Here is a 14,699-nt window from a genome sequence, read left to right as displayed (position 1 = left end):
GAGCAGGCTCGCTCCCACACGGGGAACAGCGTTGTACTGCTGTTATTGCCAGCCGAACCGGCGGATGTAGAAACCTTTAACCGCTTGGGTCAACGCCATGTACGCCAGCAGAATCACCGGCAGGAACACGAAGTACAGCGATGGCAGCGCCTGCAATTTGAAGTAGTGCGCCAGCGGCCCCATCGGCAGGAAGATGCCGACCGCCATGATGATCCCGGTCATTACCAGCAGCGGCAGGGCTGCGCGGCTTTGCAGGAACGGAATCTTCGGCGTGCGGATCATGTGCACGATCAGCGTCTGGGTCAGCAACCCCACCACGAACCAGCCCGACTGGAACAGCGTCTGGTGATCCGGGGTGTTGGCATCAAACACGTACCACATCAAAGCGAACGTGGTGATGTCGAAGATCGAACTGATCGGGCCGAAGAACAGCATGAAGCGCCCGACGTCGCCCGGCTGCCAGCGCTGCGGCTTTTTCAGCATCTCTTCATCGACGTTGTCGAACGGGATGGCGATCTGCGAAATGTCGTAGAGCAGGTTCTGCACCAACAGATGCATGGGCAGCATCGGCAGGAACGGAATGAATGCACTGGCAACCAGCACCGAGAACACGTTGCCGAAGTTGGAACTGGCGGTCATTTTGATGTACTTGAGCATGTTGGCGAAGGTGCGCCGCCCTTCGAGCACGCCCTCCTCCAGCACCATCAGGCTCTTTTCCAGAAGGATGATGTCCGCGGCCTCTTTGGCGATGTCCACCGCGCTATCCACCGAGATACCGATGTCGGCCGTGCGCAGCGCCGGCGCATCGTTGATGCCGTCGCCCATGAAACCGACCACATGACCGTTGCCCTTGAGGATGCGCACGATGCGTTCCTTGTGCGACGGCGTCAGTTTGGCGAAGACGTTGGTTTTCTCTACCGCCTCGGCCAGTTCGGCATCGCTCATGCGCTCGATATCGTTGCCCAGTAACAAGCCCTGTTGCGCGAGGCCGACTTCGCGGCAGATTTTCGCGGTCACCCATTCGTTGTCACCGGTCAGCACCTTCACGGCTACGCCATGCTCGGCCAAGGCCTTGAGCGCCGGCGCGGTGCTTTCTTTCGGTGGATCAAGGAATGCCACGTAACCAATCAGCGTCAGATCCTGTTCATCGGCCAGGCTATAGACGTCGCGACCTTCAGGCATCGAGCGGGCCGCCACCGCCACTACGCGCAAGCCTTCAGCGTTGAATGCTGCGGTGACCTGACGAATCCGGGTCAGCAATTCATCGCTCAAGGCTTCATCGACGTCGCCGTGACGCACGCGGCTGCACACTGCCAGCACTTCTTCCACCGCGCCTTTGCAGATCAGTTGATGCGGCTGACCGCGCCCCTCGACAACCACCGACATACGGCGACGGTTGAAGTCGAACGGGATCTCATCGACCTTGCGAAACGCGGTGCCGACTTTCAGTTCACGGTGAACTTCCACGTGTTCCAGTACGGCCACGTCGAGCAGGTTTTTCAGGCCGGTCTGGTAGTAGCTGTTGAGGTAGGCCATTTCCAGCACATCGTCGGAGTCTTCGCCCCAGACGTCGACATTGCGCGCGAGGAAAATCTTGTCCTGGGTCAGGGTGCCGGTCTTGTCGGTGCACAGCACGTCCATGGCGCCGAAGTTCTGAATGGCATCGAGGCGTTTGACGATGACTTTCTTGCGCGACAGAAACACCGCGCCTTTGGCCAACGTCGAGGTGACGATCATTGGCAGCATTTCCGGGGTCAGCCCGACCGCAATCGACAGCGCGAACAGCAGCGCTTCGGTCCAGTCACCCTTGGTGAAACCGTTGATGAACAGCACCAGCGGCGCCATGACGAACATGAAACGGATCAACAGCCAGCTGACTTTGTTGACGCCCAGCTGGAACGACGTGACCGCACGATCAGTCGCGCCGACACGTTGCGCCAGGGCACCGAAGTAGGTGCTGTTGCCGGTGGTGAGAACCACTGCCACCGCCGTGCCGGACACCACGTTGGTACCCATGAACAGGATATTTTCCAGCTCCAGCGGATTGCGTGTGTCGCGATCAGCCTGACGCGGGAACTTCTCCACCGGCATCGATTCGCCAGTCATTGCCGCCTGACTGACGAACAGGTCTTTGGCGCTGAGCACCCGGCAATCGGCGGGAATCATGTCGCCGGCCGACAGCACGATCAGATCGCCCGGCACCAATTGCTTGATCGGCAACTCGGCGCGCGGTGCGTCACGGCGCATCACCGTGGCGGTGTTGCTGACCATGGCCTTGAGTGCGTCGGCGGCCTGGTTGGATTTGCTTTCCTGCCAAAAGCGCAGCAGCGTCGACAGCACCACCATGGAGAAAATCACCACGGCGGCTTTGAGGTCTTCGGTCAGCCACGAGATCACCGCCAGCAAGGTCAGCAGCAGATTGAACGGGTTTTTGTAGCAGTGCCACAGGTGTGTCCACCACGGCAGCGGCTGCTCGTGCTCGACTTCATTAAGGCCGTACTGCGCACGCAGGGCGTCGACTTCGAAATCAGTCAGGCCTTCGGCGTGGGTTCCCATTGAAGACAGCAACACAGCGCTGTCGCCATGCGCAGCATCGACCAGCGTGTTGGCCAGAGTGGGCGGGACTTCACGGCTGACCGTGGTGTCGTTGATGGTTTCCAGCAACGCCAGGCGACGGAAGTGCCGGGCGAAGTGGCGGGTCCGCAGAAAGCCTGCGAAAAATTCCTTGAGCGTAAGTTTCATGGCTGTTGCCCCTGTGGTCAGCCGGGAAACCGTCAAGCAGGTACGGCCGCGCCTCGTTCGCCGGGTAAACCGGCACGGCAAGGTTTGGCGCGCCGGTCAGAAAAGACAGGCGTGTCGATAGGGCTGCGATGGCGACTTTAAAAAGTCGGAATCACGCTCTTTCAGTGTCGATGAGAGGGACGTCGAGACACGACCAAGGACTGGCCATGCACGGGATGCCGCTGCTCGCTATTACGGCGAGACAACGGCACAAAGGAGGCGCGTTATCTTGCCGAGAATCTGCCGGTTACCGAGACCGGCCGACAACTGTCACTCGAACAAGTACCCACTGTGGGTCTCCGCTATTGATGAAAACGCGCGAAGCTTACGCCTCGATGTCTGGAGAGTAAACCGGCAAAAGGAGGTGTTTCGGGGAATGTGGGGAGGCGTTCAGGAAGGGTTCAGGATTCGGATTTTGTGGTGCTTTTGATGGCCCCTTCGCGAGCAGGCTCGCTCCCACATTTTGTCCTGCGTACACAGAACCATTGTGGGAGCGAGCCTGCTCGCGAATGCGGTGTATCAGGCAATGCTGATTCAGCTGGCAGTCGCCAACAGCAGATCCGCCATCGAACGGCTGTGCCCACGATTCTTGCCATGCTCATACAGCGAGCCGGCAATTTCATCGGCACGGATTGGCAACACCGACAACAACGTGTCGCTCAAACCATGACTGGCCTGACAGAAGCCCTGCATGTAGATGCCGGCCTTGCAGCGTTCGTCGGTGAGCACTTTGTAGTTGCGATCAACCTCGAAGCCGCCCAGGTATTCTTCCAGCGGCGCGAGCAGTTTGCGGTGCATCTGCCGCTCGTAGCCGGTGGCCAGCACCACGGCGTCGTACAGGCGCACGGTGACTTCGCCAGTGGCGTTGTTGCGCACGGCCAGCTCGATACCGTTTTCAGTAGCGGTGGCGCTCTCGACGGTGGTCAAAGTGCGGAACGCATGACGGGCAATCCCGGAGACTTTCTGGCGGTAGAAGATGCCGTAGATGCGTTCGATCAGGTCGATGTCCACCACTGAATAGTTGGTGTTGTGGTACTCGTTGACCAGACGTTCACGCTCGGCGCTGTTCTGCTGGAACACCAGATCGGTGAACTCAGGCGAGAACACTTCGTTGACGAACGGGCTGTCGTCCGCAGGCTTGAGGGCCGAGCCACGCAAAATCATGTCGACTTGCACCGACGGGAACGAATCGTTCAGATCGATAAAGGCCTCCGCCGCGCTCTGCCCACCTCCGATGATCGCGATGCTCATCGGCTGATTGTTCACGCAAGGCTGCTTGGCCATCTGCGACAGGTATTGCGAGTGGTGGAACACGCGTGAGTTGCCTTTCAACGCCTTGAACGCCTCGGGAATTCGCGGTGTGCCACCGGCACTCACTACCACCGAACGGGTTGTGCGCACATGTTGCAGCCCCTGGCTGTCGCGGGAAATCACGCGCAACGCTTCAACCTGATGGTTGTGCAGTACCGGCTCGATGGTCAGCACTTCTTCGCCATAACGGCTCTGCTCAGTGAACTGCCCGGCGACCCAGCGCAGGTAGTCGTTGTACTCCATGCGGCACGGGTAGAAGGTGCCGAGGTTGATGAAATCGACCAGACGACCGTGGTACTTGAGGTAATTGACGAACGAGTAAGGGCTGGTCGGATTGCGCAGGGTCACAAGATCCTTCAGGAAGGAAATCTGCAATTCGCTCTGGGTCGACAGGGTATTACCGTGCCAGCTGTAGTCGGCCTGCTTGTCGAGGAACAGTACATCCAGTTCGCCGTGCGTCGGGCCGCGCTCTTGCAGAGCGATGGCCAGTGCCAGGTTCGAAGGGCCGAAACCGACGCCGATCAGGTCGTGAACGATGGGCGATGCAATTGCCTGTGTCATTTCCAGTGTCCTCTGGATGAGCCCCTCAACAAGGGGAAGGAGAGCCTAAGTGACCTGACCGGCCTTGAGCAGGTCAGCAGGTCGTCTGTTGAGTAGGAACGAGGACAGTGAAATAAAATTTACCGGCGATGGCTCAATGGGCATCCCATTGCTTGATCCGCAGACGGCAATGTTTCATGGCATTGACGATATGCTTTTCCACCAGAGCCTTGGAAATGCCGAGCTGTTCAGCAATTTCCGGATGCGACAGGCCGTCGATCTTGCGCAGCAGAAAACTTTCACGGCAGGCGGATGACAGTTCGGCCAGGGCACGCTGGAGCATTTCCAGGCGCTGGCCGTGATCGAGGGTGCCGTGGGGGGACGGCGTGAAATAGCGCTCTTCATTGTCGAGCACTTCCAACGGTTCGACCTGGCGCAGGGCATTGCGCCGATGATCGTCGATGACCAGATTCAACGCCGTGCGATAAAGAAACGCCCGGGGTTGCTCGATCGGCGTGTTGCTGGAACGTTCCAGCACCCGCAGATAGGCGTCATGCACCACATCCTCGGCAACCTGACGGTTGCCCAGCTTGGCGTTCAGGAAACACACCAGCTCGCGATAGTAGTTTTCCAACATGACTCCCGGCCGCAAAAAGGTGCGGTTTCTGTCCTTGAGCACACTGATCGATGAACACGCGATGAGCGGTAGCAAGATAGTGGCAACGTGAGGTGCGTAATTTATAGTAATTCTCATATAGATTTAAAGTAGCGTTTGTCTTTGCCCGATAAATAGTCCTGCGCTATTGCTGTTACATCGTGTGTCAGCGCTTAAATTCCCCTGCACTTTCCTCGTTTACAGGACAGCTTCCCGTGTCTGTCGTGCCCTGCGACAGCGTTCAGCGCTGCCCGAATCTGTGTGCCAGCCGAACGACGGGCCGATTTCCACTGGCCGGAACCCTGCATGAAACGTCCCCGCCCCGCCCGACGCGCCCTGCTCGCAGTCCTTTGTCTGATACCCGTTGTCGCTTACGCCGCGTGGCAGATCATGCCGCCGGGCCGGGATAAATTTGCCACCGTGCAAGTCACACGCGGCGATATCGAAAGCAGCGTCACCGCGCTCGGCACCCTGCAACCGCGCCGTTATGTGGACGTGGGCGCACAGGCTTCAGGACAGATTCAGAAGATCCACGTGGAAGTCGGCGACGTGGTCAAGGAAGGCCAGTTGCTGGTGGAGATCGACCCGTCGACGCAGCGGGCCAAGCTCGATGCCGGGCGTTTCTCCGTCGAGAATCTAAAGGCGCAATTGCAGGAACAACGCGCCCAGCATGAACTGGCGCAACAGAAGTACCAGCGCCAGCAGAATCTTGCCGCCGGCGGTGCGACCCGAGAAGAAGACGTGCAAACCGCCCGCGCCGAACTGAAAGCCACGCAGGCCCGCGTCGACATGTTCCAGGCGCAGATTCGTCAGGCCGAAGCCAGCCTGCGCAGCGATCAGGCCGAACTCGGCTACACCCGGATCTATGCGCCGATGGCCGGCACCGTGGTCGCCCTCGATGCCCGCGAAGGCCAGACCCTCAACGCCCAGCAACAGACACCGCTGATCCTGCGCATCGCCAAACTCTCACCGATGACGGTGTGGGCCGAGGTGTCGGAAGCCGACATAGGCCACGTCAAACCGGGCATGATCGCTTACTTCACCACCCTCAGCGGCGGTAACCGGCGCTGGAGCAGCACCGTGCGGCAGATCCTGCCGGTGCCGCCCAAACCGCTGGATCAAACCAGCCAGGGCGGCGGCAGCCCGGCCAGCAGCAGTAAAAGCGGCAGCGCCCGCGTCGTGCTTTACACCGTGCTGCTCGACGTTGATAACGCCGACAACGCCTTGATGGCCGAAATGACCACCCAGGTGTTCTTCGTCGCCAATCAGGCCAAAGACATCCTGACCGCACCGGTGGCAGCCCTGAATGGCAGCAACAAGGGCGATCGGCAAACGGCTCGAGTGGTCGCCGCCAACGGCAACATCGAATCGCGAGAGGTGCACACTGGCATCAGTGACCGCCTCAAGGTGCAGATTCTCGATGGTCTGAAGGAAGGCGATCACTTGCTGATCGGTCCGGCCGATGGCAGTGGTGGTTGAATGCAGACGCCCCTGATCGACCTGCAGGACATCCGCAAATCCTACGGCGGTGGCGACGCCCCTGAAGTTCACGTCTTGCGTGGCATCGACCTGTCGATCCATGCCGGCGAGTTCGTCGCGATCGTCGGCGCTTCCGGCTCCGGCAAGTCGACGCTGATGAATATTCTCGGCTGCCTCGACCGGCCAACGTCCGGCGAATACCGCTTCGCCGGGGAAAACGTCGCCGGCCTGGACAGCGACGAACTGGCCTGGCTGCGCCGCGAAGCGTTCGGTTTTGTGTTCCAGGGTTATCACCTGATCCCGTCCGGCTCGGCGCAGGAAAACGTCGAGATGCCGGCGATCTACGCCGGCACGCCGGCCGCCGAGCGCCATGCCCGCGCCGCCGCCCTGCTCGACCGTCTAGGCCTGTCCTCGCGCACCGGCAACCGTCCGCACCAGCTCTCCGGCGGCCAGCAACAGCGGGTGTCGATTGCCCGCGCTTTGATGAACGGCGGCCACATCATTCTGGCCGACGAACCCACCGGTGCCCTCGACAGCCACAGCGGCAAAGAGGTCATGGCGCTGCTCGATGAGCTGGCGAGCCAGGGCCATGTGGTAATTCTCATTACCCACGACCGCGAAGTGGCGGCCCGGGCCAAGCGCATCATCGAAATACGCGACGGCCTGATCATCAGCGACAGCGCCAAGGACAATCCCGAGGCGCAAACCACGGCCAACCCCGGCGCCTTGCAAGCGGTGGATCTGCGCAAGCGTCTGGTCGAGGGCGCCGAGGCCACCGGCGCCTGGAAAGGCGAACTGGTGGACGCCTTGCACGCGGCGTGGCGGGTGATGTGGATCAACCGCTTCCGCACTGCCCTGACCCTGCTCGGGATCATCATCGGCGTGGCGTCGGTGGTGGTGATGCTCGCTGTCGGCGAAGGCAGCAAGCGCCAAGTCATGGCGCAGATGGGCGCGTTCGGCTCGAACATCATTTACCTCAGCGGTTCGGCGCCCAACCCGCGCACGCCGCCGGGCATCATCACTCTGGACGATGTCCGTGCCCTGGCGAGCCTGCCGCAAGTGCAGCGGATCATGCCGGTCAACGGCGCCGAAGCCGGGGTGCGTTACGGCAATATCGACCACATGAGTTATGTCGGCGGTAACGACACAAACTTCCCGGCGATCTTCAACTGGCCGGTGGTGCAAGGCAGTTATTTCACCGACGCCGATGAACAGAATGCCGCAGCCGTTGCGGTGATCGGCCACAAGGTCCGCAGTAAATTGCTCAAGGATGTGATCAACCCGATCGGCCATTACATCCTGATCGAGAACGTGCCATTTCAGGTGGTCGGCGTACTGGCGGAAAAAGGCGCCAGCTCCGGCGACTCCGACAGCGACGACCGTATCGCCGTGCCCTACTCGGCAGCCAGCGTGCGGCTGTTCGGCACCCGCGATCCGGAATACGTGGCCATTGCCGCCGCCGACGCACGCAAGGTCAAGGAAGCCGAACAGGCCATCGAACAACTGATGCTGCGCCTGCACAACGGCAAAAAGGATTTCGAACTGACCAACAACGCCGCGATGATCCAGGCCGAGGCGCGCACGCAAAACACCCTGTCGCTGATGCTCGGTTCGATTGCCGCGATCTCGCTGCTGGTGGGCGGTATCGGCGTGATGAATATCATGCTCATGACCGTGCGCGAACGCACCCGTGAGATCGGTATCCGCATGGCCACAGGTGCGCGACAACGGGACATCCTGCGCCAGTTCCTCACCGAGGCCGTGATGCTCTCGGTGGTCGGCGGCATTGCCGGGATCGCGTTGGCGCTGATCGTCGGCGGCGTGCTGGTGCTCAGTGAAGTCGCCGTGGCGTTTTCCCTGATGGCCGTGCTCGGCGCCTTCGGCTGCGCACTGGTCACCGGTGTTGTCTTCGGCTTCATGCCGGCCCGCAAAGCTGCCCGGCTCGACCCGGTCACGGCCCTTACCAGTGAATGATCGATCTATGAAACCGTGCCTTAGCCTGTTGACCGTCTGCCTGTTGCTCAGTGCCTGCGCCAATCCCGTCCAGCGTCCGGACAGCGGCTTGCAGCCGCCCGCCGCGTGGCAATCGCCGCAAACCGCCAGCGCCGCCCGCAACAATGCACAGTGGTGGACGCAGTTCGGCAGCCCGGAACTCGACAGCCTGATCGAACAGGCGCGAGCCGGCAGTTTCGACCTCGCGGCCGCTGTTGCCCGGGTGCGTCAGGCGCAGGCCGGCACGGTGATCGCCGGCGGTTCATTGCTGCCGGAGGTCAAAGCCGGATTCAATGCCAACCGGCAAAAACTGCTGCGCGGCACCGGCTACAGCCAACTGGACGCCAACAGCAGCAACAAGGCTGTGGACTACTTCGATACCAATCTGAGTGCCACTTACGAAATCGACTTCTGGGGCGGCAAACGCGCGTCCCGCGACAGTGCGCAATTCACCCTGCAAGCCAGTGAATTCGATCGTGCGACCGTGGAGCTGACACTGCTCAGCGGTGTTGCCAATACCTATGCGCAAACCCTGTCGCTGCGCGAGCAAAGCCGCATTGCCGAACTGAATCTGGCCAACGCCCAAAGCGTGCTGAAGCTGGTGCAGACGCGTTATGAGTCAGGCTCGGCGACGGCATTGGAACTGGCCCAGCAAAAAAGTCTGGTGGCCGCTCAGCAATGGCAATTGCCGCGTGTGCAGCAGCAAGCGCAAGACGCGCTGATCAGCCTGGCTGCGCTACTCGGCCAACCGGTGCAACAACTGTCGCCGAAAGAGCCCTTCGATCACCTGCAATGGCCTGATATCGCTGCCGGCGTACCCAGCGAATTGCTCAGCCACCGCCCGGACATCGCTCGCGCCGAAGCACAACTGTCCGCCGCCGAGGCCGACGTCAAAGTCGCCCGTGCGGCCATGCTGCCGGCGCTGACCCTGACAGCCCAGCTCGGCTCCGGCGCCAACCAGTTCGACGACCTGATTCGCAGCCCCTTCTACAACCTCACCGCCGGGCTAGTCGCGCCGATCTTCAATAACGGGCGCCTCGGCGCTGAACGCGACAAGGCCACGGCGCGCCAGCAAGAACTGCTGGAGAACTATCGTGGCGCGATCATCAACGGCTTCGCCGATGTGGAAAAAGCCCTCAACAGCATTCGGCGCCTTGATGAGCAGCGGTTGTGGCAGAACGAGGAATTGAGCCAGGCGCAGACCGCGTTCAACATCGCCCAGAGCCGCTATCAGGCCGGCGCCGAAGACTTGCTGACGGTGCTGGAAACCCAGCGCACGTTGTATGCGGCGCAAGATCAGAATGCGCAATTGCGACTGTCGCGGGTACAGGCGAGCATCGCGCTGTACAAGGCGCTTGGGGGCGGATGGCAGAGTCTTTGAAGATCAAAAGATCGCAGCCTTCGGCAGTTCCTACATGAAATGAATCCTCTGTAGAAGCTGCCGAAGGCTGCGATCTTTGGCTTTTATGCCTTGGCTTTCAGATTGCGCGCATACCACGGCCGTTGCGGCACGCGGCGGAACAGACCGGCGAGTTTGTCCTCGTCGGTGATGAAGGTGATGCGCAGCGCCAGCTTCATGGTTTCCGGGTCCATTTCCACGGTTTTTCCCGTCTGTAATCCCGGCGTGGTGCTGCAACCATGGGTGCTCGGCCCCAACCACGGATCATCGACCTCGACCCACCGCCCCGGTGCGAACCAGTGCACGCCATTGACTTGCAGGCGCGTGACTTCACCCGGATGGAAACGCTCGTGGGCGCGAAACCAGTCTTCGATCCGGTCATCGATCCAGCCATGGAAGTGCCAGAACGCCGGATTGACGTGGGATGAGAACGGATCGCCGAGGAAGTCGTTTTCGGCGTTGTACCAGCGTGCGGCGAAGTCCGCCGGATCGCGAGCAAACGGCACCGGTTGGCCATTGGATGGATCGCGCGGTACTGACGCCCAGCGCATGTGCAGCCAGTCATGCAGGCCCAGCTCGACTTCCGAACCAAACTGACCCAGCGTGAGTTTGGCCAGATACGCCGGATCACGGTACTGCGACTCCCAGACCTGGAAGTTGCTTTCGTAAGTCTCGGCGGTCTTGATGTCGCTGACCCACTGACTGAACTCGTCGTCACCTGCGGCCGTCCACGTCGGCGGCAAAGCCGTGCCATCGTGATTATCGAAATACCGGGCGAAACCGATGCGGTCGCGGATCAACTCCGGTTGCGGCAGCGGGAAGTATTCCCAGGACGGCAGATCCTGCATCGATCGCGCCGTCCCGAGCATGTGTCGGTGCATGAAGAAAAAGTCCACACCCGAACCGTTGCGATCCTTGCGCGGGCCACGGGCATCACGCTCCTTGTCGCGCGGGCCGGGCTGCCAGCCAATGCCGCGCAGCGCCTCGCGCTTGTCCTCGGGAAGCTTGTGCCACTTGTCCCGGGTCGCATGCCACAACTGGTGGAACAGGCGATGCTCGGGAGAGATCAGCCATGCCAGCAGCGTCGCGTTCAACGGTGTGCGCTCGCGCGCTTCGGGAAACAGGCGCTTGACGGCCACGAAGCGGTTGTCCTGCGCCGGCAGGCTCAACGGCCGGTCAAGTTGCAGCGCTTTGCCGCTGAGGGTGCCGCTGCCGGCATTACCGAAATCGGCCCAGACCTCATCTAGGATCATTTCCAGTTCATAGCCAATCTGGCCATCAGCGCCGATCAGCCGCCAGCTGAGTTTCGCTGCATCGGCCCCTGCAAGATCGCCAAGAATTCGGTAACGAGGCGTCTCACCCGAGCGCAGACGTTCTGGCGTGTCGAGAAAACCGCAGACACCACGACCCTTCTGGCCGATGTCGAGAAACACTTGCAGGCCCTCAAGCGGTAGACCTTCAAGGCCGGCATCAGAACCTTCGAAACGGATATCCCAAACCCCGCGCAACGCATTCGCCAGGCGTTGCCCGGCCGTGTCGGCGACGTCGAATGACGCTTCACCCGGCGTGATCGTCGGGTCCGGCTTCGTCCATTCACGATGCCCAAAATAAGCCGCAGGCACGGCAGCGCCCGTCAGCGCCAGGCCTGCCATGAACCATCGTCGAGAAATCTTCATTGCCCTACCTGTGTCAGCCATGAAGCAGGCTTTATCCAAGCTAGAACGTTTGTTGCGCCGGCAAATTTAAGCCGCCGCTTTTGCTTGAGGCGCGCCCGCCTAAATTTCCCTGCCGACTAATCGTTCTTCCCAGATAGCAAAGGCCCCCGCGCCTGCACCTCGATGGCGAACCTGACAGAGATGGCAATGACAAAACCACGTTCGAAAAAGGCTCTATTCATCGGCCTGCCACTGGCCCTGGCAATCAGTGCCGGCGCAGGCTTTGCCGCTTGGCAACACTGGTTCAAGGACGACCTCGGCTACCCGGTCAAAGTCATGAAACAGGCCGATGAACTGCACGAACGCATGCTCTCCTTCGACAGCCATGTCAGCCTGACGCAAAACTTCGGCACCGACGGCCACGAAGCCGACAAGGACGGCGACGGCCAGTTCGATCTGGCCAAGGCCAGCCGTGGACGCCTGTCGGGCGCCGCACTGACCATCTTCGGCTGGCCGGAAATGTGGAACGGCCCGAACGCCCCGCACAAACCGACGCCCGGTTTCGTCGACGAGGCGCGCAACCAGCAGGAGATCCGCTTCAAGATCATCTCCGGCATGGTCCGCGACTATCCCAATCAGGTCGCCATCGCCTATACCGCGGACGACTTCCGACGCCTGCACGGCGAAGGCAAATTCGCGATTTTCATCAGCATGCTCAACGCCTATCCACTGGGTCACGACCTGAACCTGCTGGACATGTGGACGGCTCGCGGCATGCGCATGTTCGGCTTCAGCTACATCGGCAACAACGACTGGGCGGACTCGTCGCGTCCGCTGCCGTTCCTCAATGATTCGCCGGATGCCCTCGACGGTCTCTCGGATCTGGGCAAGCAAGCGGTCAAGCGCCTTAACGATCTGGGCGTGATCATCGACGTGTCGCAAATGTCGACCAAGGCCCTCGAGCAGGTCGCGCTACTGAGCCGCACACCGCTGGTGGCTTCGCATTCGGCGCCGCGCGCGATGGTCGACATCCCGCGCAACCTCAGCGACAAGGAAATGCAGCTGATCAAGAACAGCGGCGGCGTCGTACAGATCGTCGCGTTCTCGCAGTACCTGCGTCCGCTGACCCAGGAAACCCAGAACAAGCTCAACGAAATGCGCAAGGAGTTCGACCTGCCGCCACTGCCGAACCTGGCCATGGCACTGATGCCCGGCGACCCGATCATTACCGCCTGGTCCGAACAGAAGTTCGGCCAGTACGCCGGCCGTCTCTACGGCATCCTCGAAGAAGAGCCGAAAGCCAGCCTCAAGGATTTGGGCGACGCCATCGATTACGCGGTGCGCAAGATCGGCATCGACCATGTCGGCATCAGTTCCGACTTCAACGAAGGCGGCGGCGTCAAAGGCTTCGAGAACGTCGGCGAAATCCGCAACGTCACCGCCGAATTGATCTCGCGCGGTTATTCCGAAGCCGACATTGCCAAGCTGTGGGGCGGCAACTTCCTGCGCGTTTGGGATCAGGTCGAGAAAGCGGCGAAACCTTCGCTGGCCGCTGCGCAGGGAACCGCCAAGCCATGAGCAATCGTCGTGACTTCTTGAAGCAGGCCGGGCTTCTGGCGGCGGCACTGCCGCTGGGTGCGGGTCTGCCGAATCTCGCCAGCGCCTCAGCCGTAGCACCGCAGCCGCGCAACAAGTGGGCACAGTTGCAGCAACAGTTCGATCAGGATCCGGACTACCTGCACTTCTCCAATTTTTTGGTCACCTCGCACCCCAAACCCGTGCGCGACGCCATCGAAATGCACCGCGCCGCCCTCGACAAGAACCCCGGCCTGGCGATGGACTGGGATCTGGGCGTGATCGAACAGCGCGAAGAAAACGTGCGGGTCTGGGCCGGTCGCTACTTGCAGGCCAATGCCAAGCAGATCGCCCTGACCGGCAGCACCACTGAGGGGCTGGCGACGATTTATGGCGGTGTGCATGTGCGCGCCGATCAGGAAATCCTCACCACCGTCCACGAGCATTACGCCACCCACACCATCCTTGCCTTGCGCACCGAACGCGACGGCACGCGGGTGCGCAAAATCCCTTTGTTCAAGAATGTGTACAGCGCCAGCAAAGCTGAAATCCTGGCCGCCATCGACAGCGCCATTCGCCCCGAAACCCGTGTGCTGGGGATGTGCTGGGTGCATTCGGGCAGCGGCCTGAAACTGCCCATCGGCGAAATAGGCGCCATCGTCGACAAGCACAACCGTGGCCGCAGCGATGCCGACCGAATCATCTACGTCGTCGATGGCGTGCACGGTTTCGGCGTCGACGACCTCAGTTTTGCGCAGATGAACTGCGACTTCTTCATCGCCGGTACCCATAAATGGATGTTCGGCCCGCGCGGCACCGGCATCGTTTGCAGTCGCTTCGAAGAGGTCAGATATGTCACCCCGATCATTCCGACGTTCTCTGAAGCAACGGCGTTTTCCACCACCATGACGCCCGGCGGCTACCACTCGTTCGAGCACCGTTGGGCGCTCGACGAAGCCTTCAAATTGCACCTGCAACTGGGCAAGGCCGAAGTTGAAGCGCGCATTCACGCCCTCAACAGCTACCTGAAAAAACACCTGCAACAGCGCCCACAGATCGAACTCGTCACGCCACTGAGCCCTGAACTGTCCGCCGGATTTACCTTCTTCCGGGTCAAGGGCAAGGATAGCGACAAGATTGCTGCGTACCTGATGGCCAACCGCGTGGTGGCCGATGCGGTCAACCGCGACGTGGGTCCGGTTATCCGCACCGCACCGGGGTTGCTTAACGACGAACAACAGATCGATCGATTGCTGGCCGTGCTCGACCCAGCCCTTTGAGCCCGCGCGATCCCTTTTTCCTTTTTAGCGAG

General features: G+C 60.9%; 9 protein-coding genes. 5 read left to right on the top strand and 4 right to left on the bottom strand.

All coding sequences use genetic code 11. The annotated features are described in order from the left end of the window. Positions 1–42: 42 nt before the first annotated feature. The 3 genes from mgtA to ACIOVB_RS05500 form a co-directional block, all read right to left on the bottom strand. On the bottom strand, positions 43–2,742 hold the full coding sequence (mgtA, locus tag ACIOVB_RS05510) for a magnesium-translocating P-type ATPase (RefSeq protein ID WP_401265605.1): 2,700 nt from the start codon (positions 2,740–2,742) through the stop codon (positions 43–45). 573 nt (positions 2,743–3,315) lie between these two features. Next, positions 3,316–4,653, bottom strand: a complete 1,338-nt coding sequence (locus tag ACIOVB_RS05505) for a lysine N(6)-hydroxylase/L-ornithine N(5)-oxygenase family protein (protein ID WP_401265602.1) — start codon at positions 4,651–4,653, stop codon at positions 3,316–3,318. Between the two features lie 133 nt (positions 4,654–4,786). Continuing rightward, positions 4,787–5,269, bottom strand: coding sequence for a sigma-70 family RNA polymerase sigma factor (locus ACIOVB_RS05500; RefSeq protein ID WP_401265599.1), 483 nt, complete (start codon positions 5,267–5,269; stop codon positions 4,787–4,789). Positions 5,270–5,593: 324 nt separating this feature from the next. On the opposite strand from ACIOVB_RS05500, the gene ACIOVB_RS05495 reads away from it, so the two are divergent. The 3 genes from ACIOVB_RS05495 to ACIOVB_RS05485 are packed head-to-tail and all read left to right on the top strand — an operon-like array spanning position 5,594 to position 10,139. Continuing rightward, entirely contained in the window at positions 5,594–6,766 is a 1,173-nt protein-coding gene (locus tag ACIOVB_RS05495; RefSeq protein WP_401265597.1) for an efflux RND transporter periplasmic adaptor subunit, read from the top strand. Further along, positions 6,767–8,740 carry a MacB family efflux pump subunit gene (locus ACIOVB_RS05490; RefSeq protein ID WP_401265594.1) on the top strand — a complete coding sequence of 658 codons (1,974 nt, stop codon included), beginning with the start codon at positions 6,767–6,769 and terminating at the stop codon, positions 8,738–8,740. A gap of 7 nt (positions 8,741–8,747) precedes the next feature. Next, a complete protein-coding gene (locus ACIOVB_RS05485; protein ID WP_401265591.1) occupies positions 8,748–10,139 on the top strand; it encodes an efflux transporter outer membrane subunit in 1,392 nt (463 codons plus the stop codon). An 83-nt stretch (positions 10,140–10,222) separates the two neighbouring features. On the opposite strand, the gene ACIOVB_RS05480 is transcribed toward ACIOVB_RS05485, so the two are convergent. After that, complete coding sequence (locus tag ACIOVB_RS05480; RefSeq protein WP_401265589.1) at positions 10,223–11,833, bottom strand: PvdJ/PvdD/PvdP-like protein; 1,611 nt, start codon at positions 11,831–11,833, stop codon at positions 10,223–10,225. A gap of 186 nt (positions 11,834–12,019) precedes the next feature. Here ACIOVB_RS05480 and pvdM point away from each other — a divergent pair, with 186 nt between their 5' ends. Together pvdM and ACIOVB_RS05470 are read left to right on the top strand one after the other, a co-directional pair. Then, positions 12,020–13,390, top strand: coding sequence for a pyoverdine-tailoring dipeptidase-like protein PvdM (gene pvdM, locus ACIOVB_RS05475; protein ID WP_401265586.1), 1,371 nt, complete (start codon positions 12,020–12,022; stop codon positions 13,388–13,390). Next, on the top strand, positions 13,387–14,667 hold the full coding sequence (locus tag ACIOVB_RS05470) for an aminotransferase class V-fold PLP-dependent enzyme (protein ID WP_401265583.1): 1,281 nt from the start codon (positions 13,387–13,389) through the stop codon (positions 14,665–14,667). The genes pvdM and ACIOVB_RS05470 overlap by 4 nt, the downstream gene beginning before the upstream one ends. The last annotated feature ends 32 nt before the right edge of the window (positions 14,668–14,699 follow it).

It is taken from the genome of Pseudomonas sp. NPDC087639 (assembly GCF_044743385.1).
Taxonomy (GTDB): domain Bacteria; phylum Pseudomonadota; class Gammaproteobacteria; order Pseudomonadales; family Pseudomonadaceae; genus Aquipseudomonas.
The sequence above is the reverse complement of the archived record's forward strand: the minus strand, read 5'-3'. Positions and strand labels throughout refer to the sequence as shown.

Coding starts and splice junctions, on each gene's coding strand:
- ACIOVB_RS05495 (WP_401265597.1), top strand. CDS start 5,594: ATGAAACGTCCCCGCCCCGCCCGACGCGCCCTGCTCGCAGTCCTTTGT.
- ACIOVB_RS05470 (WP_401265583.1), top strand. CDS start 13,387: ATGAGCAATCGTCGTGACTTCTTGAAGCAGGCCGGGCTTCTGGCGGCG.
- ACIOVB_RS05480 (WP_401265589.1), bottom strand. CDS start 11,833: ATGAAGATTTCTCGACGATGGTTCATGGCAGGCCTGGCGCTGACGGGC.
- ACIOVB_RS05490 (WP_401265594.1), top strand. CDS start 6,767: ATGCAGACGCCCCTGATCGACCTGCAGGACATCCGCAAATCCTACGGC.
- pvdM (WP_401265586.1), top strand. CDS start 12,020: ATGACAAAACCACGTTCGAAAAAGGCTCTATTCATCGGCCTGCCACTG.
- ACIOVB_RS05485 (WP_401265591.1), top strand. CDS start 8,748: ATGAAACCGTGCCTTAGCCTGTTGACCGTCTGCCTGTTGCTCAGTGCC.
- ACIOVB_RS05500 (WP_401265599.1), bottom strand. CDS start 5,269: ATGTTGGAAAACTACTATCGCGAGCTGGTGTGTTTCCTGAACGCCAAG.
- mgtA (WP_401265605.1), bottom strand. CDS start 2,742: ATGAAACTTACGCTCAAGGAATTTTTCGCAGGCTTTCTGCGGACCCGC.
- ACIOVB_RS05505 (WP_401265602.1), bottom strand. CDS start 4,653: ATGACACAGGCAATTGCATCGCCCATCGTTCACGACCTGATCGGCGTC.